At 72.2% G+C, this 21,251-nt stretch carries 17 protein-coding genes; 6 read left to right on the forward strand and 11 right to left on the reverse strand.

The window, feature by feature from the left end:
* Positions 1-269: 269 nt before the first annotated feature.
* Positions 270-2,603, forward strand: coding sequence for a chondroitinase family polysaccharide lyase (locus tag MYF83_RS30190; RefSeq protein ID WP_248964133.1), 2,334 nt, complete (start codon positions 270-272; stop codon positions 2,601-2,603).
* Positions 2,604-2,891: 288 nt separating this feature from the next.
* Here MYF83_RS30190 and MYF83_RS30195 read toward each other — a convergent pair whose 3' ends face one another.
* The 3 genes from MYF83_RS30195 to MYF83_RS30205 form a co-directional block, all read right to left on the reverse strand.
* On the reverse strand, positions 2,892-3,308 hold the full coding sequence (locus MYF83_RS30195; protein WP_248964134.1) for a hypothetical protein: 417 nt from the start codon (positions 3,306-3,308) through the stop codon (positions 2,892-2,894).
* 87 nt (positions 3,309-3,395) lie between these two features.
* On the reverse strand, positions 3,396-4,106 hold the full coding sequence (locus MYF83_RS30200) for a neutral zinc metallopeptidase (RefSeq protein ID WP_308201520.1): 711 nt from the start codon (positions 4,104-4,106) through the stop codon (positions 3,396-3,398).
* Between the two features lie 87 nt (positions 4,107-4,193).
* Positions 4,194-7,382, reverse strand: coding sequence for an ATP-binding protein (locus MYF83_RS30205; RefSeq protein ID WP_248964136.1), 3,189 nt, complete (start codon positions 7,380-7,382; stop codon positions 4,194-4,196).
* A 75-nt stretch (positions 7,383-7,457) separates the two neighbouring features.
* Between MYF83_RS30205 and MYF83_RS30210 the strand changes: the two genes are divergently transcribed.
* On the forward strand, positions 7,458-8,345 hold the full coding sequence (locus tag MYF83_RS30210; RefSeq protein ID WP_248964137.1) for a hypothetical protein: 888 nt from the start codon (positions 7,458-7,460) through the stop codon (positions 8,343-8,345).
* An 88-nt stretch (positions 8,346-8,433) separates the two neighbouring features.
* Here the strand turns inward: MYF83_RS30210 and MYF83_RS30215 are convergent, their stop codons facing one another.
* Both MYF83_RS30215 and MYF83_RS30220 read right to left on the reverse strand, forming a co-directional pair.
* A complete protein-coding gene (locus MYF83_RS30215) occupies positions 8,434-9,174 on the reverse strand; it encodes a metallophosphoesterase family protein (RefSeq protein ID WP_248964138.1) in 741 nt (246 codons plus the stop codon).
* A gap of 186 nt (positions 9,175-9,360) precedes the next feature.
* The gene (locus MYF83_RS30220; RefSeq protein WP_248964139.1) at positions 9,361-10,521 is read right to left on the reverse strand and encodes a steroid 3-ketoacyl-CoA thiolase; all 1,161 of its coding nucleotides are present in this window, start codon (positions 10,519-10,521) and stop codon (positions 9,361-9,363) included.
* A 237-nt stretch (positions 10,522-10,758) separates the two neighbouring features.
* Here MYF83_RS30220 and MYF83_RS30225 point away from each other — a divergent pair, with 237 nt between their 5' ends.
* A complete protein-coding gene (locus MYF83_RS30225) occupies positions 10,759-11,691 on the forward strand; it encodes a 3-oxoacyl-ACP reductase (RefSeq protein ID WP_248964140.1) in 933 nt (310 codons plus the stop codon).
* A 37-nt stretch (positions 11,692-11,728) separates the two neighbouring features.
* Here MYF83_RS30225 and MYF83_RS30230 read toward each other — a convergent pair whose 3' ends face one another.
* Together MYF83_RS30230 and MYF83_RS30235 are read right to left on the reverse strand one after the other, a co-directional pair.
* Positions 11,729-12,505 (reverse strand): SDR family oxidoreductase, encoded by a 777-nt coding sequence (locus tag MYF83_RS30230; protein ID WP_248964141.1) that lies wholly within the window; start codon positions 12,503-12,505, stop codon positions 11,729-11,731.
* Positions 12,506-12,684: 179 nt separating this feature from the next.
* Positions 12,685-13,317, reverse strand: a complete 633-nt coding sequence (locus tag MYF83_RS30235) for a TetR/AcrR family transcriptional regulator (RefSeq protein WP_248964142.1) — start codon at positions 13,315-13,317, stop codon at positions 12,685-12,687.
* Between the two features lie 156 nt (positions 13,318-13,473).
* Here MYF83_RS30235 and MYF83_RS30240 point away from each other — a divergent pair, with 156 nt between their 5' ends.
* Positions 13,474-15,018: an FAD-dependent oxidoreductase gene (locus MYF83_RS30240; protein ID WP_248964143.1), complete on the forward strand. Its 1,545-nt coding sequence runs from the start codon at positions 13,474-13,476 to the stop codon at positions 15,016-15,018.
* A gap of 117 nt (positions 15,019-15,135) precedes the next feature.
* On the opposite strand, the gene hsaA is transcribed toward MYF83_RS30240, so the two are convergent.
* Positions 15,136-16,302, reverse strand: coding sequence for a 3-hydroxy-9,10-secoandrosta-1,3,5(10)-triene-9,17-dione monooxygenase oxygenase subunit (gene hsaA, locus MYF83_RS30245; RefSeq protein ID WP_248964144.1), 1,167 nt, complete (start codon positions 16,300-16,302; stop codon positions 15,136-15,138).
* Between the two features lie 272 nt (positions 16,303-16,574).
* Here hsaA and MYF83_RS30250 point away from each other — a divergent pair, with 272 nt between their 5' ends.
* The gene (locus MYF83_RS30250) at positions 16,575-17,729 is read left to right on the forward strand and encodes a 3-ketosteroid-9-alpha-monooxygenase, oxygenase component (protein ID WP_248964145.1); all 1,155 of its coding nucleotides are present in this window, start codon (positions 16,575-16,577) and stop codon (positions 17,727-17,729) included.
* A complete protein-coding gene (locus MYF83_RS30255; protein ID WP_248964146.1) occupies positions 17,726-17,992 on the forward strand; it encodes a ferredoxin in 267 nt (88 codons plus the stop codon). The genes MYF83_RS30250 and MYF83_RS30255 overlap by 4 nt, the downstream gene beginning before the upstream one ends.
* A 125-nt stretch (positions 17,993-18,117) precedes the next feature.
* On the opposite strand, the gene MYF83_RS30260 is transcribed toward MYF83_RS30255, so the two are convergent.
* From MYF83_RS30260 to MYF83_RS30270, 3 genes are all read right to left on the reverse strand, one after another.
* The gene (locus MYF83_RS30260) at positions 18,118-19,602 is read right to left on the reverse strand and encodes an FAD-dependent oxidoreductase (RefSeq protein ID WP_248964147.1); all 1,485 of its coding nucleotides are present in this window, start codon (positions 19,600-19,602) and stop codon (positions 18,118-18,120) included.
* Positions 19,599-20,510, reverse strand: a complete 912-nt coding sequence (locus MYF83_RS30265; RefSeq protein ID WP_248964148.1) for a VOC family protein — start codon at positions 20,508-20,510, stop codon at positions 19,599-19,601. The genes MYF83_RS30260 and MYF83_RS30265 overlap by 4 nt, the downstream gene beginning before the upstream one ends.
* Before the next feature lie 256 nt (positions 20,511-20,766).
* Entirely contained in the window at positions 20,767-21,192 is a 426-nt protein-coding gene (locus MYF83_RS30270; protein ID WP_308201521.1) for a DUF742 domain-containing protein, read from the reverse strand.
* Positions 21,193-21,251: the final 59 nt, after the last annotated feature.

Consider the following 21,251-nt stretch of genomic DNA (forward strand, 5'->3'; position numbering starts at 1 on the left):
GGGGTCGGTCCTGCCGAACGCCGGCCCTCCGGCCGAGGGCGATCTCGGCCGGCGGGCCCCGGCGAATCTCAGCCGGTCAGACCCGGCCGATCTCGAGCAGCGCGCCCTGGCGATGAGCCCGCCGGTCTTCCTGCTCGAGACGGCCGTCCCGCCGCAGATGGCTCCGGGGGACGGCTCGGCGCTGGCTGTACCTCTTCGACAGGCTGCTGGCCGGGGCCCGGCCGGACCCGGCCCCGCCCTCGGCGGAGGAGACGGCCTCGCTGCGCGCGATGCACTCCCGCTACCACGACGAGTACCTCATCGCGCCGGTGAAGGTGGACGACGCCTCGGTCGCCGCCCTCGCCGCACAGACCGGCGCGCTCACCGGCCGTCCCGTCCACGCCTACCAGTCCCAGATCTACCCGCCGGAGATCGCGACCGAGCTCAAGGCGTTCGCCGACCCCGTCACGCTGAAGTCCTGCACCGACCTGATGAAGAGCCTGGCGCAGGCCCATCAGGCGGCGGGCGCCGGCCACCGTGCCACGCTGGCGTCGCTCTACCTGCGCGTCGTCGCCCACCTGCGCGAGCAGGGCTGGACCCGGGGCAGTTGCCAGGGCACCATCCACCACCTGGGCTACGACATGCGCGGCTACTACGACTCGGTCTACCTGATGCGCGACGCGCTGCGCGAGGCCGGGCTCCTCGAGGAGGTCCGCGCCGATCTGGCGTGGTTCACCGGGCTCGGCCGGATCTTCCGCGGCTGGCGGCACCGGATGGCCCACGGCAGCATCATGGACATCTTCAACACGACCTTCCGCGGCATGCTCGCCGCCGTTCTGCTCCGCGACACCGAGGCGGAACAGGTCGCCTACCTGCGGGTGCTGCGCGACTGGCTGAACACGGCCCTGCTGCCCACCGACGGCATCCAGGACGGCGTCAAGGTCGACGGGTGCGCCTTCCACCACGTGGGCTTCTTCCCCGACTACGTCCGCGACGGCTTCACCGGCCTGGCCCCGCTGGTCTACGTGATGAGCGGCGGCGCGTTCCGCATCTCGCGGGAGGCCCACGAGTCGCTGAAGAAGGCCCTGCTCACCATGCGCGTGTACGCCAACAGGACCAACTGGCCGATCTCGATCAGCGGCCGCAACCCCGGCGGGGCGACCTCGCTGTCGATCGTGCTGTACCAGTGGCTCGCGTTCGCCGGGACCCCCGGCGGCTCCGGCGACGTGGACCCCGAGATCGCCGCGGCGTTCCTGCGGCTGCTGCCCGCCGCGCCGACCTCGCAGCAGAAGGAGCTGGCGGCACGGCTGGCCGCCCGCGGCGTCACCGCCGAGCCCTCCCCCACCGGCAACTGGGCGCTCAACCACGCCGCGCTGGCCGTGCACCGGCGCGGCGAGTGGCAGGTCACCGTGCGCGGCCACAACCGGTACCTGTGGAGCACCGAGGTGTACGTCGGCGCGAACTGGTACGGCAGGTACAACACCTACGGGCAGATCCAGGTGCTGCACCGGGGAGACCCGGTGGGCAACGCCGGCAGCGGCTACTCCCAGCCGGGCTGGGACTGGAACCGCAGGCCGGGCAGCACGGTCGTCCACAAGCCGCTTGAGGAGCTGCGCGCCGACCTGACCGGCGCCATCGAGGAGATGCTGCTCACCGACGCGCGGTTCTGCGGCGCCCACACCATCGACGGCCGTCACGGCATGTTCGCCATGGACCTGCACGAGCATCCGAAGTACGACGGCTCTTACCGCGCCCGCAAGTCGGTCTTCCTGTTCGACGACCGGATCATCGCGATCGGCACCGGCATCCAGAACGCCGACACCGTGAACGAGACCGAGACGACCCTCTTCCAGACCCGGCTGGCGGCCAGGACGGCGCCCACCTACGTGGACTCCGTGGAACCCGTGGTCGCCTTCCCGCACGACGCGCCGGACCTCTCGCCGCGCTGGCTGCTGGACGACAAGGGCATCGGCTACCACCTGGCGGCCGGTCGGCGGGTGGCGCTGCGCCGCTCCACCCAGGCGTCGCGCGACAACGCCACCGAGCAGCCGACGAGCGGTGACTTCGCCACCGCCTGGATCAGGCACGGCGCCGCGCCGCGCGGCGGCCGGTACGAATACGCGATGCTGGTGAACACGACGCCCGGCAGGATGGCCGCGTTCGCCGAGGCGATGGAGGACCCCGCCCGCGCGCCGTACACGGTGCCGCGCGCGGACACCTCGGCGCACGTGGTGACCGACCGGGAAACCGGCATCACCGGCTACGCGGTGTTCGAGCCGGTGGACCTCACCCATGGCCCGGTGCGAAAGGTCGACACGCCGTCGATGGTGCTAATCCGCCCGGACGGGGACGGGTTGGTGCTGTCGGTGTGCGACCCGGACCTGAGGCTGTACGGCGGCATCGACCCCGACCAGTACGAGCGGGGCCGGTACGTCGGCCACTACAGCCCTTGGTCGCGGCCGTGGCTGACCGCGCCCAGCCATCCTCATCTGCTGCGGGTGACACTGGAGGGACGCTGGCGCCCGGACGGCGAGCAGCGATGCCGGACGACCATCCGGGGAGATCGCACCGTGGTCGAGTTCACCACCGCCCACGGCCGCCCCATCCAGGTACGGCTGCGTTAGTCCGGGCCTCGGTTCCCGCACGGGGCCGGAGGTCACCGGGCCCCCGCCCGGGGCCCCGGGGTGAGCGGCACATCACCGGGCGTAGCCCGCGAAAGGCGGTGATTCGCCGCATAATAGAGATGTCGCTACGTCTCGGGGGCCGTCCAGAGGAGCCCTATGACGTCCGCGGGTCATCCCCGGATGGCCCCGGTCGTCGCCGGGAACATGCGGAAGATGATCGGCGGCTGAGACCGTCCCGCGTCCCAGCCTGCCTTCGGGCGCGGCCTCGCCGGTGCGGCTCCGCCCGCTTCATCCGCAAGGGGAAAGGTGCCATATCTTCAGCATCGCCCGTGGAACCCGATCCGGGCAGCCACCGGTGTCACCCAGATACGACCACGCGCCCTTGCCCCGCTTGCGCCAGACGTGCGGGCCGTCTTGGTAACTGATCGGATCTCCTTTGATGCCGATCTGGCCGAGAGCCCAATAGACGTCCTTGGCGGGCGTCGCGCCTTTGATCTTCCCGTAGTAGACAGAGCTGGGACCGTCGACCTTGCTCCGGTCGACGTTCCCGGATTTCCGCCAGTACGCGTCGGCGAGGCGGCGACGGATGGTCTCGGTCAATTTCAGGTTCACGGCTTTTCCCGCGGCATTGTGAGCCGCGGGAACGGCACGCGCGGCGAACGCCACATCGGCGGTGAGGCTCGTTCCGAGGATGACGGTCGTCATTGTCACGGCCGTCAGGGCGGCTCTCTTCATGATCACCAATTTCCGGGAGAATGGCGCCCCGCCGTTCGGCGGGAAATTCGATACGGTCTAGGTCAGGCAGCCGTACACGCCGTATCCGGCGCCTCGGGTGAACGCCGCGATTCGCTGGGAGGCGCTTCCGTGGTCGCTGGCCCTGGTCCAGGGCGTCTTGTCGGCCAGCGCTCCGAGCGCGTCGGCCAGCTCTTCGACGTCGCCGTTCTCGAACCGCAGGATTCCGTCCCGGGCGGCTCCGTAGAGCGCCACCCCTGCCAGGCAGTCGGCCTGGAGCTCCTTGGCCCGTGACACCAGCCGCTGGTCCAGCAGCGCCTGGACGGCGTGACCCCACTCGTGCGCGATGATCAGATAAACCCACGCGTCTCCCGACCGGTAGCCGCGTCTCATGAGCGTGATGTCCCATGCGATGTAGTGGCCCTGTCCGCAGTACCACGCGTTGTTGTATCCGAGCCGTGCTCCGTCGCAGTACGGGGCTCTCCGCCCTCCGCCTCCGTAGGCGCCGAATATCCTCGGACGGGAATACCTTCCGGTGAAGTAGTACGGCCAGTGGGACGCCCAAAACTGATTGACCACGTCCACGGCGGTAGAAATGTCCTGATTCATGCTATCCAGCTGAACGGTGGACATCTCGGCTCTGGACGCGACGGACGTGGAAGCCGCGCTCGCGGTGGCGCCGAGTTCGGTCGAGAGGAGGGAAACACAGGAAACGATCGCGAGAGTCAGCCAGGTCATCACCCGTCGTGGCACGCGAAGACCGCCTTTCATCGGCCGGGCCCCACCGATAAGGGTAAATGTCGGTCTTCATTAGTGAAAGATGGAAGACATTACGAATCTGCCGCGCCGGCACCGGCTTCAGAATGGGAGGAAACGAGCGAGGGCCGTCTCGGCCTGGCGCAGCAGGAGCACGGAGCCTTGCGCGCCCGCCACGACCATCGCCTCCCGCAGCGGGGCCGACGCCTCCTGCGGAGACCTGCCGCGGGCCAGGAGCGCCAGCGCCCGCAGGTGCAGGTTCCTGGCCTCGAAGGCGCGCTCTCCCGTCCTGGCGGCGAGCTCGTCGGCCTCGTCGAGCCGGGCCAGCGCCGCGCCCGGCTCGTCCCGCCGGAGCTCCAGCTCGGCCAGCATCCCCAGGAAGCAGGGCCGGTTCAGCAGCGTGCCGGTACGGGACAGCTCGTCCAGCCCTTCTCTGACGCGCGCGATCCCGGTCTCCGGCTCACCCAGCTCCGCCTCCGCCCAGCCGGCCAGGATCGAGCCCATCACGCTGATAGGGGTGATGGAGTGCCGGCTCACCCGTTCGAGAGCCGCGGTGGCGTGTTCCCTGGTGAGGCCGGCGTCGCCGCGAATCCACGCGAGCCGCGCGGCGAAGATCAGGGCAAGGCCCTCCGGGACCGGGCGCGCGAGCGTGGCGGCCCGTTCCCGGGCCTCGCGGTCCAGGCGATCGGCCTCGGCGTCGTCTCCCCGCAGCGCCGCCGACAACGCGGCGATGGACCTGCCGTGCACCCGCGGATCGTTGAACCCGAGCGCGGCGGACACCTCCCCCGCGCGGTCGGCGAGGCCGATGCTCGACGTCAGCAGCTTGCTCGCCAGGTGCTGCTCTCCCCTGAAGAACACGATCATGCCCCGCGCGTGCACGGCGGCGAGCGCGGCCAGCGCGTCGTCGGGGTGCTCGGCGAGATCCAGGGCGATGCGCTCGGCCTCGTCCAGCTGCCCGCCGTTGATCCGCGCGACGCAGAGCCCCCACGGCGCGGGAACCCACTGGGCGCTCCGCAGGGCGCTGCGCGGGCTGAGATCGCGGGCGCGCAGGAAGGCCGCACGGGCCTGCGGGCTCGCGTACCCGTGCCTGCCGGCCAGCAGCGTGCCGAGCCGGACCTGGATCCGCAGCTCCTGGTCGATGCGGTCCTGCTCGCCGGGCAGGGCCCGCGCGAGCTCCAGGGCACGCCGCAGCAGCGTCTCGGCCTGCTCGTAGGCCAGGGTGCTCTGCGCCCGTCTGGCCGCCTCGAACACGTGCGGGAGCGCGACCGCCGGGCCGGTCACCGGCCACGCCTCCCACAGGTGGTGGGCGACCTCGTCGACGTCCGCGCCGGCCCGCAGCATGGCGAGCCCGATCTTCTCGTGCAACCGTGCCCGCCGCACATGGCCCAGCTGGTCGTACAGCGTCTCGCGGACCAGAGGGTGGGCGAACCGGTAGCGGCCGACCACGGCGGGGTCCTCTACGAGCAGGCCGGTGACGACGGCGGTCTCCAGGCTCTCCAGCAGGCGGTCCTCGTCCAGCCCGGTGACGGTGCGAAGCGGCGCCATGCCGAACTCCTGCCCGGCGACGGCCGCGATCGAGAGCATGCCCCGGGCGGAGTCGGGCAGCCGGTGCCAGCGGCGGCGGATGACGTCCCGGACCCCCGCGGGGATCTCCCGGGCCAGCCTGTGGCGGATGTCCTGGTCGGTGAGGGCGCGTTCGCTGCGCAGCATGCGGGCGAGCTCGGTGACGAAGAACGGGTTCCCGCCGGTCCGCTCGTGCAGGACGGCCAGGAGCTCGGGCGACGCGGCGGTCTCCGTGCAGTTCTTGACCAGCATGGTGACGTCGTCGATGTCCAGCGGGCCGAGCTGGAGCCTGCGCGTGCGCCGTTCCCGCACCAGGGAGGCCAGCAGGTCGCGGATGGCGGTGGTGTGCTCGTCGTCGCGCAGGGTCGCGATGAGCAGGACGGACGCTCGCCGCGTCTCGGCCGCGAGGTAGCCCACGAGCTGTACCGAGGGCAGGTCGGCCCAGTGCAGGTCCTCGAACACCAGCGTGAGGGACCGACGCTCCGCCAGCTTCACGACGACGCGCGCGATGGCGTCGTAGATCGGGACGCGTATGTGCTCGGAGTCGATCCGCGGGAAGCCGTGATCGGGGCGTGCGGTGGCGTTCACCAGCTCGGGGACCAGCGGTGATAGCAGCGGCGCGTACGGGCGGGCCGCGCCGGCGAACGCCTCGGGCAGTTCCTCGGCGAGCCGCCTGAGGAGCTGTACCCCGAGCCAGTACGGCGGCGTCGCCGCGTCCTCCACCGCGCGGCTCCACACGACCAGGGACCCGTGCGCCGCCGCGCGCGAGGTGACCGCCTCCGCCAGCCGGGTCTTGCCGATGCCCGGCTCGCCCACCAGCAGGATCGTGCGTCCCTCTCCCTCGAGGACCGCCTTCAGGTCGGTCTCGGCGAGGGTCAGCTCCAGGTTCCGGCCGACGAGCCGCTCGGCGGGGAAGGCGGGGGACCGCTCGGGCATGGTCAGGGGCGTGATCTCGGGAAGGGCGGGGTCGAGTGCGGCGGACTGGCTGAGGATCTCGTCGAACCGCCGGCGCAGCGCCGGTCCGGGGTCGATGCCGAACTGGTCGGCCAGCGCGAGCCGCACCGTGTGAAAGGCGTCCAGGGCCTCCGACTGGCGTCCGGCCCGGTACAGGGCGAGCATGCGCAGCGCCACCAGGCTCTCCCTCAGCGGATGTTCGGCCGTCAGCCGCTCCAGGTCCTCCAAGGCCTCCTGGTGCAGGCCGAGGGCCAGCAGGCTCTCCGCGTGCGTCTCCATCGCGATCAGGCGCAGGTCGCCCAGCCGCTCCGCCTCCTGCCGCGCGAAGGCGTACTCGGCCAGGTTCTCGTACGGCGTCGCCCGCCACAGCGCGAGGGCGCCCGCGAGGACGGCGCGGGCGTCGGCGGGCCGCCCCTTGGCGAGCAGGCTCCTCCCCTCCTTGACGGCGTCCTCGAAGACGAGCGCGTCGACCTGGTCACGGGTGACGGCGATCTTGTACCCGGGCGGCTTGGTGACGATGACCCGGGGAGGCTCGCGCGGGGCTCTGCAGGCCTCGATGACGGTGCGCAGGTTGGACACGTACGCGTGCACGGTGCCGGTCGCGGTGGGGGGAGGCAGGCTCTCCCACACCTCCTCGATGATGCGGTCGAGGGACATCACCTGGCCCGCGCGGGTGAGGAGCACCGCGAGGACCGCCCGCTGTTTCCGAGGTCCGAGGGGTAGCGGCCGGCCCTCCTCGGAGACCTCGAGCTGCCCCAGGACGCGGAACTCCATCGGACCCCCTTGGATGGCCATATCCGTGTACGTCCATGCATAGGACTTCCGAGCCGCCGGGACAACCCGATATTCGTGATCAGCGCGATCGAGGTGATGCTCTGCATCCGGGGCGGCCGGTTCGCCGAGGCCGAGACCCTGGCCGCCGCCTGCGCCCAGCGGGGCGTGACGGCGGGCGACATAGACGCCCACGGATGGTACCGAGCCCAGCTCGGGACGATCCGCTGGTACCAGGGCCGCCTCCCCACGCTGTCGGATCTGGTCAACTCCCCGACGCTCAGCACGATCGACAACGCCACCTTCGCCGGCCTCGCGGTCGCGGCGGGAGACCGCGAGCTGGCGGCCATCATGCTGGCTCGCGTGCGCGGCCGGGACCTCGCGCGCCTGCCCCGCTCCAGTAGCTGGCTCATATCCATGTACGGCGTGGTGGAGGCGGCGCATCTGCTCGCCGACACCGAGACCTCGGCCCAGGCCTACACCCTTCTCGCCCCCTTCGCGCACCGGCCCGTGCTGGTCAGCCTGGGCGTCGCCTGCGTCGGATCCGTCCACCACTGCCTCGGGGTCGCCACGCTGACCACCGGCGACGTGGACCAGGCCATCGGCCACCTGCGCGCGGCGGTCCGCGGCAATCTCGCGCTCGGGCACCGGCCGGCCGTCGTCCTGTCCCGGGCCCGCCTCGGCCAGGCGCTGGCGCTGCGGGACGGGCCCCGCGCCGAGGAGGCCCGGCGGCAGCTCGCCTACGCCGCGCAGGACGCGGCGGCGCTGGGCATGACCATGCCCAGCGTTCACGGGGGAGATGGACGGCGGGCGCGAAAGCTGGGAACAGCGCGCCCGCGAGGCCTCGTACGTGCCTCATCCCGATGTGACGAAGAAGGTCCGGCTCCTGGTCGCGGCCGACCCCGACACTCTGTCCGGCAAAGCCCGCAAGGCCCGCGGCTACGGCATCCCCATCGTCACCCCTGATGCCTTCGCCCGCATGATCGAATAATCACAGCGAGAAGAAGACCGTCCCCTCCTTCCGGCGCACCCTGTGCGCCGGTGCGGGGGTGCTTCAGCGTCCTTCGGACCTGGCGAAGACTGTGAGCGCCTCGGAGTCGGAGTAGGTGGTGGTCACGTATTCGGCCACCCACTGCTCGATCTCCTCGAACCCGCTCTCGGCGACCAGCCGGTCGGCGGCGGCCCGCGTGTCGAACGGGGTGCGACGCAGGGTCACCGCACCACTGGCCGAGTCGAGCAGCGCCCAATGGGCGCCCGCCGTGCCGTACGGCATGCCGACGGACCCCGGATTGACCACGAGCCTGCGGTCCACGAGCCGGACGAACGGCATGTGGGTGTTGCCCAGGACCACGCTGTCGGCGGTGACGTCGCCGAGCACCTCGGCCCATCGGGCGAGCGTGCTGTCGACGAGGATCATCTCGTCGTCCGCGCGCGGCGTGGCGTGCACGAACAGGGTGGTGCCCAGCATGCCGAGGTCGAGCACCTGCCGGGCGGGGAGGGCGGCGAGCAGTTCGACCTGGTCCGCACGGAGCCGCTCGCCCGCCCACTGGGAGATGGCGTACTCGCACCGCTTGCCCGCGGCCACCTCCACGAGCTCCCGATCGGCGTTGCCGTTGACCCACAGCGCCCGCCGCCCCAGCGAGATCAGCAGATCGAGCGTCTCCACCGGCTGAGGGCCCGCGGCGACGTCGCCAGTGAGGACGATCAGGTCGGCCGCGGCCACGTCAGGTTCGGCCAGCACGGCCTCCAGCGCTGGAAGCACCCCATGGATGTCGGAAAGCACGGCTACCCGCATGCCCCCACTGTGCCCGGCGATCCCGCCGTACAGCGCGGCGTTCGCGCAGCGCGGATCAGGTGCGGTCTGCCCACTTGCCGACGAGCCCGCCGTACAGCGCGGCGTTCGCGCAGCGCGATCGGATGCCGCCGTCCTCCTTGCCGCGCGGAGGCGACTGCGGCGCCTGCCCGTCCCGGTGTCGTGGTCTCAGATTCGCTCGATGATGGTGGCCGTGGCGTGGGCGCCGCCGGCGCACATGGTGATCAGGGCGGTGGAGGCGCCGGTCCGTTCCAGCTCGTGCAGCGCCTGGGTGATCAGGCGGGCGCCGGTGGAGCCGACGGCGTGCCCGAGGGCGATGGCGCCGCCGTTCACGTTGACCTTGTCCATGTCGGCCTCGTGGGCCTGTGCCCAGGAGAGCACGACGGAGGCGAACGCCTCGTTGATCTCGACCAGGTCGATGTCGGACAGCGTCATCCCCGCGGCGCGGAGCACGTGCGCGGTGGCCGCGATGGGCCCGTCGAGGTGATAGTAGGGGTCCGAGCCGACCATCCCCGAGGCGACGATGCGGGCCCGCGGGCGCAACCCGAGGCCGCGCGCCCTGTCCGCGCTCATCAGCAGCACCCCGGCCGCGCCGTCGCTGATCTGTGAGGAGTTGCCTGCCGTGTGGATCCCGCCGGGCAGGACGGGCTTCAGTTTCGCCAGCGCCTCGGCACTGGTGTCGCGCAGTCCCTGGTCCCGCGTGACGGTGGCGGTCTCCCCCGTCGGCCCGTCGGGGCTCATCACCGGCGCTTCGACCTCGATGATCTGCCCGTCGAACCTGCCCTGCGCCCAGGCCTCGGCGGCGCGGCGCTGCGAGCGCAGGCCGAGCGCGTCGGCGTCCGCGCGGCTGACGCCGTACTTGTGCGCGATCCGCTCGGCGGCGCTGAACTGGTCGGGCATGTCCAGCGACCAGGTGTCGGGGCGGGGGCTGCCGGTGCCGGGCGTGATCGCCTGGCCGAGGAAGACCCGGCTCATCGACTCGACGCCGCAGCCGATGCCGATGTCGACGGTGCCGGAGGCGATGAGGCCGGCGACCAGGTGCACCGCCTGCTGGGAGGAGCCGCACGCGCAGTCGATCGTCGTGCAGGCCGTGGTGTGCGGCAGGCCGGCGTGCAGCCACGACTGGCGGGTGACGTTGTTGGACTGCTCGCCCGCCTGGGTGACGCAGCCGCCGATCACCTGGCCGACCAGGTCCGGCTCGATCCCCGCCCGCTCGGTCAGGCCTCTGTGCACCTGGCCGAGAAGCTCGGCGGGGTGCAGCCCGGACAGCGTGCCGTTGCGCTTGCCGACCGGCGTGCGCACCGCGTCGACGATGACGGCCTCAGCCATGACTTCTCCTCGGTCGGGTCTTCCCGCAGGCTCGCCACCTGCGACGTCATGGAAGCGAGGCTAGAATTGATTCCGTTTTGACCGAGGGCGGTGTCCCGCTCAGTGGTCGCGCCCGCCGCGCCGCCTCGGCCGGGGAGGGCGGGTCGCGCACCCACTCACCGGGACCCGGAGCTGAGCTGAAACTGGAATACATACTAGTTTCCGAGCCACGTGATCCGACCGAGCAGGAGCGTGCACATGGGCTCGAACACCAGCCTCGCGGGCAGGACCGCCGTCGTCACCGGCGCGGGCGCCGGCCTCGGACGCTGCGAGGCGCTGGCCCTCGCCGAGCGGGGCGCGAACGTCGTCGTCAACGACGTGGGGTCGGCGGCCGAGGACGTCGTGGTCGAGATCAAGCGGCTCGGCGGGGAGGCCGTCGCGGTGACCGGTGACGTGGGCGACTGGTCCATGGGCGACCGCCTGGTGCAGGCGGCGGTGGACACCTTCGGCGGCCTGGACATCGTGGTGAACAACGCGGGCGTGCTCCGCGACAAGATGCTGTTCAACCTGGCGGAGTCCGACTGGGACGACGTCGTGCGGGTCCACCTCAGGGGGCACGCGGGGGTCTCCCGGGCCGCGGCGGCGTACTGGCGCGCGGCGAGCAAGGCCGCCGGCGGGCCGGTGTACGGCCGGGTCGTCAACACCTCCTCCGAGGCGTTCCTGTTCGGCTCGGCGGGCCAGCCGAACTACGCGGCGGCCAAGGCCGGCATCGTCGCGCTGACCCTCTCCACCGCCCAGGGCCTGGCGCGGTACGGCGTGCGCGCCAACGCGATCTGCCCCCGGGCGCGCACCGGCATGACGGCGGGGGTGTTCGCCGAAGGCCGCGCGGCGGGCGGGCTGGACATCCTGGCGCCCGAGCGGGTGGCCACGTTCGTGAGCTACCTCGCCTCCCCCGCCTCGGAGAAGATCAACGGCCAGGTGTTCGTCGTGTACGGCGACATGGTCGCGCTCATGGCGGCCCCGGTGGTCGAGCGGAAGTTCACCGCCGAGAGCGGCGCGTTCTCGGTCGAGGAACTCGACGCGCAGCTCACCCCGCATTTCCAGGACCGCGGGCCGTACCGGACCTACGCGGCCTACAGCGTGGCCGAACTCGACACCACCGGAACGCAGAACCCCGCCGCCCAGGGCTGACGTGTACGGCGAGTGCTCGATCTTGGGTCCGTCACTGTCAGTAGACGTCGGGGCCGCGGAGGGTGGCCTCGGCGCCGCCGTCCACGAAGACGATCTGGCCGGCCATGTGGGAGTTCTCCGGGGCGATCAGCCAGCGCAGGGCGTCGGCGATCACCTCGGGCTCGGCGTGGCCGTTCAGCGGCATCGGCACCGCCTGGTCCATGACGGCGCGCATCGCCTCGTCCTCGAACAGGGGCGCCGTCATCGGGGTGAGCACGACGCCCGGCGCGACCGCGTTGAGCGGGATGGCGCACCCGGCCCACTCGGGGGAGACCGCCCGGCTCCGCAGCCAGCGGGCGAGCGCGGACTTCGACGACGGGTAGAGCTTCCACCCTTCGCCGCGTTCGGCGGCCCGCTCGGCCAGCGCGACCGCCTGCGGCTCGGCGCCGTCCAGGCAGGCCCGCACCACCTCGGGGTCGGCCGGCTGGACGGCCGAGATGGAGGCGACCGCGGCGGCTCTCGGCTTCGGGGCCCGGGCCAGCGCCGGGCGCAGCCCTTCCAGGAGCGCGGTCACGCCGAAGAAGTTGACCCGGACCGTCTGCGCGGTCATCCCCGAGACCCCGGCGCAGGCGACGACACCGTCCAGCACGCCGTCCGACCTGGCCAGCACCGACTCGACGGCCAGCGCGCGGCCCTCAGGAGTGGACAGGTCGGCGCAGACGTCCGCGTCCTTGAGGTCGACGCCGATCACCTCGTCGCCCCCGGCCCGCAGCGAGGCGGCGAGCGCCTTGCCGATGCCCGAGCCCGAGCCGGTCACCGCGATCCTTCGAGTCACGTCGTCGCTCCTTGAGGTCAGAGTCACGTCGTCGCTCCTTGAGGTCAGAGTCACGTCGTCGTTCCGTGAGGTCAGAGTCACGTCGTCGTTCCGTGAGGTCAGAGTCACGTCGTCGTTCCGTGAGGTCAGGGTCACGTCGTCGTTCCGTGAGGTCAGGGTCGCGTTGTCGCTTCGTGAGGTCAGGCCCGGCCGGCCGGCTCGGGGACGGCGTTCGAGCGGGGTGCGAGCAGGAGCCGGGAGGCGATGCGGATGTCGCTCTCCGCGTCGGGGATCGAGATCCGCCCGTTGAGGCTCGACTGCAGTACGCCGTACCAGCACTGCATGAGCAGCCGGACCAGCGTGACGTCCATGACGGTGGGGTCGCCGACGCCGAGCGTCCGCAGGACGATCTGGCTGAAAGTGGCGTCGATGCGCCCGGCGTCGGCGACCGCGGCGGCGCTGGCGGCGTTCGCGGACTGGAGCATCGCGGTGGCGAGCGCGGGCCTGCGCAGCAGCTGCCGGCTGGCCAGCACGAGCACCTCGCCGGCGGCGTCCTCCGGGCTGGTGCCGGGATCGGGCCGCGGCACGGTCTCGCTGAACCGGTCGATCTGCTCGGCCATCAAGGCCGTGAACAGGTGGGTCTTGGAGGGGAAGTACCTGTACAGCGTCGCGATCGCGACGCCGGCCGCCTTGGCCACCTCGTGCATCTGAACGCGCTCGAGCCCCTTCTCGGCCCCCATCCGCGCCGCGGCCCGCAGGATGCGCAGGTGCCGGGCCCGCTGCTCCGGCGAGGTCGGCTCGGCCGGCGCCCTGACCTCGGCGATTCTCGGCACGCTCGCTCTCCCCTTGGTCGGTCCGGATATCGCAACGACGATACACACGGCGACCGGCGTACCCGCCAATCACCCATACCGGTGAGTGGGACGGGCTCTCCGCCGCATCCCCCGCTGCGCTTGCCTAGGTACCGCGACCGGCGGGAGGAGACGGGCATGGTGGCTGCCGAGCGGTGGGACGGCGAGTACGACGTGGTGGTGGCCGGGTCGGGCGCCGGGGCCATGACCGGCGCGCTGGCGGCGGCGGCGAGCGGGCTGCGCACGGCCGTCCTGGAGCGGACGGCGCTGCTCGGCGGCACCTCCGCCTACGCGGGCGCGGCCGTCTGGCTGCCGGGAAGCGCCGTGCAGCAGCGCGCCGGGATCGGGGACTCGACCGAGTCTGCGCGCGCCTACCTGATGGCCCTGATCGGCGAGGCGGAGGCCGAGCGGCGGGAGGCGTTCCTCGCGACCGCGCCCGAGGTCGTCGCGTTCCTCGAACGCGACCCGGCGATCGAGTTCGAGTGGCGGCCCTTCCCGGACTACTTCCCCGCCCCGGGCCGCGCGGAGGCCGGGCGCTCCCTCGTGCCGCTGGACCTGCCTGCCGAGCGGCTGGGCGCCCTCGCCGCCCTGGTGCGCCCGCCGGTGGAGCGCGACCGCACCGGGCGCGGCCACGGCGGCGGCCCGCTGACGGCGGGGCGGGCGCTGATCGGGCGGCTGCTGCTCGCCCTGACCGCGACGGGGAACGGCACCGTGCGCACAGGCACCTCGCTCACCCGGCTCATCGTCGAGGACGGCCGGGTGACCGGGGTCGAGGCGGCCACCTCCGGCGGCCCGGTGCGGTTGCGCGCCGCCCGCGGCGTCCTGCTGGCCGCGGGCGGCTTCGAGGGCAACGGCGCCATGCGCAAGGAGAACGGCGTGCCGGGGGCCGCCGAGTGGTCGATGGCCCCGGCGGGCGCGAACACGGGCGACCCGATCCTCGCCGCCGTCGCGGCCGGGGCCGCCACCGACCTGATGGAAGAGGCGTGGTGGTGCCCGGGGGTCGCCCTGCCGGACGGCCGGGCCGCGTTCACGCTGGGCTTTCACGGCGGTCTCATAGTCGACGGGACCGGCGCGAGGTTCGCCAACGAGTCGCTGCCGTACGACCGGATGGGCCGGGAGATGGCCGCCGCGCCCGGCCGCATACCGGCGTACCTGATCTTCGACTCCCGCTTCGGCGGGCGGCTGCCGGCGATCTCGCTGCCGGCCCTCCCGGCGGAGGAGCACCTGCGGGCGGGCACCTGGGTGCGGGCCGGCGACCTGGAAGAGCTGGCCGGGCGCCTCGGCGTGCCGCCCGAGGCCCTGACCGCCACCGTCGAGCGCTTCAACGGCTTCGCCGCGCGGGGCGTCGACGAGGACTTCCATCGGGGCGAGGACCCCTATGACCGGTTCTTCACCGGCGGCTCGGAGAGCCCGAACCCGTGCCTGGTCCCGGTGGACCGGCCGCCCTATTACGCGGCGCGCGTGGTCCTCGGCGACCTCGGCACCAAGGGCGGCCTGCGCACCGACCCGGACGGCCGGGTGCTCGACCGGGACGACCGGCCGATCCCCGGCCTGTACGCCGCGGGCAACACCAGCGCGTCGTTCTCCGGCCGCTGCTACCCGGGCCCGGGCATACCGATCGGTTCCGCCATGGTGTTCGCCTATCGGGCGGCGAACGCCATGGCCGGGGCCGGTAACCGCTGATCGGGACACCGGCCGGCCTGCACGCCTCAGCACCGCCTGCACGCCTCAGCACCGCCCGGGCGCCGGCCGGCGATCGGCTGCCGCACGGCCGTCCCCCACCGGGTGCGGTGTGCCGCCTCAGACCAGGTTGTCCTCGATGGCCAGGCCGAACTCGCCCTTGCCGTACATTGCGAGAGCCCGCTCGACGTCGTTGGCGACATGCACGCTGCCCGCGTGGGCGTCCCGCCAGGCGCGCTCGAGGGGGTTGCCGCGGCTGAGCGAGTTCCCGCCGGCGGTCTTGAACAGGATGTCGATGGCCGTGAGCGCCCGCTCGGTCGCGCGGACCTGGTCCCTGCGGGCGCGCAGCCGCAACTCCATCGGGATCGGCTCGCCCCGGACGGCGTGCTCGTACACCTCGCGCACGTTGCGGTCGGTCTGCAGGACGGCCGCGTCGATCTCCGACGCCGCCCGGGCCACCGCGACCTGGGCGAACTGGTCCTCGGCGAACCGGCCTCCGCCCAGGCTCAGCCGTACGCGGTCGCGCATGGACGCGACGTAGGACCGGTAGCACCCCGCCGCCATGCCGATCACCGGCGCGGTGATCGCGGTGGTGAACACCGTCCCGAACGGCATCCGGTACAGCGGGCCGGTGTTCACCTTCTGGCCGGGGCCGCGGAGCTGCGCCTGCTCGTAGTTGCGCATGGTGCGGTGGGCGGGCACGAACGCCTGCTCGACGATGATGTCGTTGCTGCCCGTGCCGCGCAGCCCGATGACGTCCCAGACGTCGTCGATCGCGTAGTCCGCGCGGGGCACGAGCACCGTCATGAAGTCGACCGGCTTGCCCTGGTCGCCCACGACCAGGCCGCCGACCAGCGCCCACGACGCGTGCTCGCACCCGGAGGAGAACCGCCACCGGCCGGAGAGCCGGTACCCGCCCTCCTCCGGGATCAGCCGCCCGACGGGGGCGTAGGAGGAGGACACCAGCGCGTCGGGGTCCTCGCCCCACAGCTCGTCCTGCGCGGCCTCGTCGAACAGGCCGAGCTGCCACGGGTGCACGCCGAGCACGGAGACCACCCAGCCGGTGGAGCCGCAGACCGCGGAGATCTCCCGGACCGCCTCGAAGAAGCTCACCGGGTCGCTCTCGGTGCCTCCATACCTCTTGGGCTGCAGCATCCGGAAGACGCCCGTCTCGACGAGCTCGCGGATCGCCTCCTCCGGGACCCGCCGGCCCTCGTCCGTGGACCGCGCCCGCTCGGCGATCTTCGGCAGCAGCCGGCGGACCGCGTCCAGGACCTCGTTGCTCATCGAAACTCCTTAAGCGTGGAGACCTCCGCCTTGAGCCGGGGGAGGGAACGCGGCACGGTGTGGAATGGTGTCTTGGAATCCCCCTCGTTCACGAGGGGAAGGACTCGGCTCTCCGTGTCACGCTCGTCGGACAGATGCCGTCCATGATGGTGCGCCGCGCCGTCGCCCGCGCGTCACGGCCATCCCGGCCAATGGGACTCGACGGTCCGGCGGGCAGCCGCACCTCCTACCTTGGCGAACTGAGAACGCGTGTCCTGAAGGGGTGGGTCGACGTGACCGCAGTAGAGGCCGGGAACAGCGGCGTCCGCAGGATCGAAGCCGAGGCGGTGCCGACGCGCTACGCCAGAGGCTGGCACTGCCTCGGCCTGTCCGCGGGCTTCAAGGACGGCAGGCCGCACACGGTCAGCGCCTTCGGCCAGAAGCTCGTGGTCTTCCAGAGCGGCAGCGGCGCGATCAACGTGCTGGACGCCTACTGCCGGCACATGGGCGCCGACCTGTCCAAGGGGACGATCAAGGGCGAGGAGATCGCCTGCCCGTTCCACGACTGGCGCTGGGGCGGCGACGGCCGCTGCAAGAAGATCCCCTACGCGCGCCGCGTCCCGCTCCGCGCCCGCACCGCCGCGTGGACCACCATGGAACAGGACGGCCTGCTGTTCGTCTGGAACGACCCGGAGGGCAACCCGCCGCCGCCGGAGGTCACGATCCCCCGCATCGAGGGCGCCACGCGCGACGACTGGACCGAGTGGGTCTGGAAGGAGATCGTCGTCGAGACGAACTGCCGCGAGGTCGTGGACAACATCGTCGACATGGCGCACTTCTTCTACGTGCACTTCTCGTTCCCGACGTACTTCAAGAACATCTTCGAAGGTCACGTGGCCACGCAGATCATGAAGGGCAACGGCCGGCCGGACGCCCGCCGGCCGGCCAAGGCCGGCGAGCCGCAGATGCTCGGCAACACCTCGGTGGCGTCGTACCACGGGCCGTCCTTCATGATCGACGACCTGACCTACCACTACGACGACATGGACCTCAAGTCCGTGCTGGTCAACGCCCACTACCCCATCGACGGCAACTCGTTCATGCTGCACTCGGGCATCATCGTGCAGCAGAGCGACAAGCTCTCCAAGGACGCGGCCGAGGCCATGGCGCAGAAACTGGGCGACTTCATCCTCAGGGGCTTCGACCAGGACGTGCAGATCTGGAAGCACAAGACCCGCATCGACAACCCTCTGCTGTGCGAGGAGGACGGGCCGGTCTACCAGCTCCGCCGCTGGTACGAGCAGTTCTACGTCGACGTGGCCGACGTCAAGCCCGAGATGGTGGAGCGCTTCGAGTTCGAGCTCGACACCACCCGCCCGGTCGAGGTGTGGAAGCAGGAGGTCGAGGACAACCTGGCCCGCAGGGCCGCGGAAGGCCGGCCGGCATGACGGTCCGCCCGGACGACCGCCTGCTCGACGGCGCGCCCATGCAGCCGCTGTGCTGCCGGCAGTGCGGCGCGGAGGTCGAGGTGCGCAAGGCGAGCTGGCACCAGACGAGCGTCCAGTGGAACGCCGAGGCCGTGAGCGCCTGCCTGGAGCGGCGCGCCAGCTCTCTCGGCGACGGCTCCGGCGTCTTCCCCGGCTGTACGGCGCTGCGCGACTCGATCGCGCGAGCGGCGCTCGAGGGCGTCATCGCCGTACCGGAGTCCTGAGGCCTCATCGCCTCCGGGGCACGCGCCGGCCCGCGTCGGTCGTCACGGGCCGGCCCGCGTCCGTCACGGGCCGGTGCTGCTCGTGTCACCCGCCGGACGCCTCGCCGGCCCCGGCCGGTGATCGTTCAGCCGGCCGCCTTGCCGTCCCCGGCGGCGGCGCGGCCGGCGCGGCGGCCGAAGAACGTGCCCTCGCCGAGCGACGTCCCGCTGACGTATCCCTCTCCGTGGATGCCCGCGGCGGTCCGGCCCGCCGCGTACAGACCCGGGATGGGCCGTCCCGAGTGGTTCAGCACGGCGCCGTCGGCGGTCGTGTGCAACCCGCCGAGGGTGAAACCGGCGACGCCGGTGCCCTCCTGGTCGTTCCCGCCGAACCCCGCCCGGGGATCGGCGGCGGCGAACGGCGGCTTGAGCGGCCGCAGCCACTTCGCGGCCTTGTGGAAGTAGGGGTCCTCTCCGCGCTCCGCGTGGTGGTTGTAGGCGGCGACCGTGTCCTCCAGCGCGCCCGCCGGCATCCCGAGCGACTCCTCCAGCTCGGCGAGGGTCTCCGCGACGTACCGCGGGCGCACGCCCCACAGATCCTGCGCGGGGATGGACTCGTAGCCCTCCTCGTCGATGATCGCCCAGTACGGCCCCGGCTGGTGCCGGACCGCGGCGGCGCTGAACAGGCCGGGGTAGACGTCCTCGTTGACGAACCGCCGGCCGAGCGCGTTCACGAGCAGCCCGCGCACGAGCATCGCCGGCAGCGCCGTCAGCGCGATCTGCACGACCGACATGCGCCGGGTGGCCGCGCCGGCGGCCGCCGCCATCCGGATGCCGCCGCCGTCGTCCAGGCCGTCGCTGACCTTGCCGTGGCCGAGGAGCACCGGGGCATGGTCCGCGAGCATCTCCTCGTTGTCGACGAAGCCGCCGGTGGTGAGGACGACCCCCGTGCGGGCGCGGTAGGTCACCGGCGTGCCGTACCGCTGCGCGACGACCCCGACGGCCCGGCCGTCCCCGTCCATGACCAGGTTGGTGGCGCGGGTGTCGGTGTGGCGGGCGGTCCCGGCGGCCTCCGCCGCCTCGACGAGCCGCTGCATGAGCAGCCAGCCGCCGAAGGACTCGGTCGCCGGCCGGTGGCCGCGCGGCGCCGGCCTGGCCAGGGTGTTGTACGGCCAGGCGTTCTCCCCCAGCCACATCAACCCGTCCGTCGTCGGCGGCATCCAGCTCGGCGCGTCGTACAGCGACTCGTTGAAGGTGAGGCCCCGGTCGCGGAACCACTCGAAGTGCTCGACGCTCCCGTCGCAGTACAGCCGCAGCTTCTGCTCGTCGGCGTGCGGGCCGAGCGCGGCGGCGAGGTAGGCGAACATGTCGTCCGGGTCGTCGTCGAACCCGCAGGCCCGCTGCACGGCCGTGCCACCGCCGAGGTACAGCTCGCCTGCCGACATCGCGGACGACCCGCCGGGCCCGCCGGCGCGTTCCAGCGCGAGGACCTCGGCGCCCGCCGTCGCGGCCTCGAAGGCGGCGGCGGCGCCGGCGCAGCCGAAGCCCACGACGAGCACGTCGCATTCGTGGTCGAACGCCGCGACCGAGCTCGCGGGGACGGGATCGACCGGCGGCAGGGCTCCGCTCACGACTTGGGGACGAAGGTCGCCAGCGGCTCCGAACCGGACCAGTCGTGGCCCCAGTAGCTGTCCGCGGTGATCTCCTCGGCGGTGTAGTAGGTCTCGTCGACGCGCATGCCCTCGGTGCCGTACTCGATGTCCCAGCCTCCGGGGGCGCGGACGTAGAAGGACACCATCTTGTCGTTGGTGTGCCGGCCCAGCGTGGAGGAGATCGAGAAGCCCAGCTTGCCCACCCGGTCGAGCGCCATCCCCACCGCGTCCAGGCTGTCGACCTCGACCATCAGGTGCACCAGGCCCGGGTCCCCGGTGTAGCCGGCGGGGCAGATCGCGAGGCTGTGGTGGCGCTGGTTGACGCCGAGGAAGCGCACCCGCCGCGTGGACTTCCTGCCGCCGACCTTCATGGCGCCGCGCGGCAGGAAGCCGAGCACCTCGGTGTAGAAGGAGATGGTCTCCTCCATCGCACTGGCGGGGAGCACCACATGGCCCATCCCTTGCGGGCCGGTCACGAACCGCTGCGCGAGGCCGGTGACGACCGGGCTGTGGTCGAGCACCGGGCCGAAGAATACCTCCACCGGGACGCCGGCCGGATCGATGAAAGTGATCACCTGCTCGGCGTCGCGCTCGGCCGCCTCCTCCGCGGAGAGCACCTTGACCGGCGTGCCGGACGCCTCCACCGCGCGGCCGACGGTGGCGAGCGCGAACTGGTCGCGGACCTCCCAGCCGACGGCGAGCACCCGGTCGGCGTCGCCGGGGAGCACGACGAGCCGCGATCGACGCTCGTCCATGCGCAGGTACAGGCCCTCGGGGTCGGGCCCGGATCCCTCGGCGAAGCCGAGCCCGTCGATCACCAGCTCGCGCCAGCGCCCGATGTCGCGCGTCTGGACCTTCAGGTAGCCGAGTCCACGGATCTGCGTCACTTGTCCTCAGTCCAATCTGCCGGTGTCGAGGTCGAGCATCAGAGCCCTCCGGCCTTACCTGGAGCGGGGCGGCCTCTCGTCGTCGCTGCCCAAGGTGGCAGACATCGCGGCCGGCCGCCCCCGGCCTCCCGCTGAGTGAGAGTCGCCTACGCGGTCCGGCCGCGCTGCGCGGCGCCCCTCCGCGGGGCGGCCCCGGGCGCGCCCCGACCCGGAACCACCCGACTGCGACAACTGCAGCGACAGGCCTAGGCCGCCCTCAGAGCCTGCGTAGTCCTATGAGCACCCTTTCCAGCAGGTTCTGGTTCGGCGCGCCGGCGTCCAGCTGCGGCTGGTAGATCCGGAGGAGCCCCTCGTACGCCATGTCCGCGATGAGCACTCTGGCGACGCCCAGCGGCATGCCGAGCAGAGCGGAAACCTCGGCCACTGACCTGATCTGCCCGCACAGCTCGCTGATCGCGCGGTACTCGCGGGTGTAGGTCGTGCCGAGCTGGATGGAGGTGGCCGAGGAGACCAGTGCCTCGATGGCCAGGTCCGTGCGCGGCGCCGTTCGGCCGCCGGTGAGCGAGTACATCCGCACGAGTGAGCTCTGCGGCTCCGGTGCGGGCTCGGGGTCACCGTAATGCGGGGACCCCTGCGGTCCATAGCCGTACGGCGAATCGCCGCCATCATTCCACGATGCCACGATGCCCTTCCATGACTACTAGGGACTCGCCGACGATGATTCCGCGCACATGTCCGTTC

Source organism: Sphaerisporangium perillae, from assembly GCF_023276435.1.
GTDB classification, from domain to species: Bacteria; Actinomycetota; Actinomycetes; order Streptosporangiales; family Streptosporangiaceae; genus Sphaerisporangium; species Sphaerisporangium perillae.

Coding starts and splice junctions, on each gene's coding strand:
- MYF83_RS30190 (WP_248964133.1), top strand. CDS start 270: ATGCACTCCCGCTACCACGACGAGTACCTCATCGCGCCGGTGAAGGTG.
- MYF83_RS30195 (WP_248964134.1), bottom strand. CDS start 3,308: ATGACGACCGTCATCCTCGGAACGAGCCTCACCGCCGATGTGGCGTTC.
- MYF83_RS30200 (WP_308201520.1), bottom strand. CDS start 4,106: ATGAAAGGCGGTCTTCGCGTGCCACGACGGGTGATGACCTGGCTGACT.
- MYF83_RS30205 (WP_248964136.1), bottom strand. CDS start 7,382: ATGGAGTTCCGCGTCCTGGGGCAGCTCGAGGTCTCCGAGGAGGGCCGG.
- MYF83_RS30215 (WP_248964138.1), bottom strand. CDS start 9,174: ATGCGGGTAGCCGTGCTTTCCGACATCCATGGGGTGCTTCCAGCGCTG.
- MYF83_RS30220 (WP_248964139.1), bottom strand. CDS start 10,521: ATGGCTGAGGCCGTCATCGTCGACGCGGTGCGCACGCCGGTCGGCAAG.
- MYF83_RS30225 (WP_248964140.1), top strand. CDS start 10,759: ATGGGCTCGAACACCAGCCTCGCGGGCAGGACCGCCGTCGTCACCGGC.
- MYF83_RS30240 (WP_248964143.1), top strand. CDS start 13,474: ATGGTGGCTGCCGAGCGGTGGGACGGCGAGTACGACGTGGTGGTGGCC.
- hsaA (WP_248964144.1), bottom strand. CDS start 16,302: ATGAGCAACGAGGTCCTGGACGCGGTCCGCCGGCTGCTGCCGAAGATC.
- MYF83_RS30255 (WP_248964146.1), top strand. CDS start 17,726: ATGACGGTCCGCCCGGACGACCGCCTGCTCGACGGCGCGCCCATGCAG.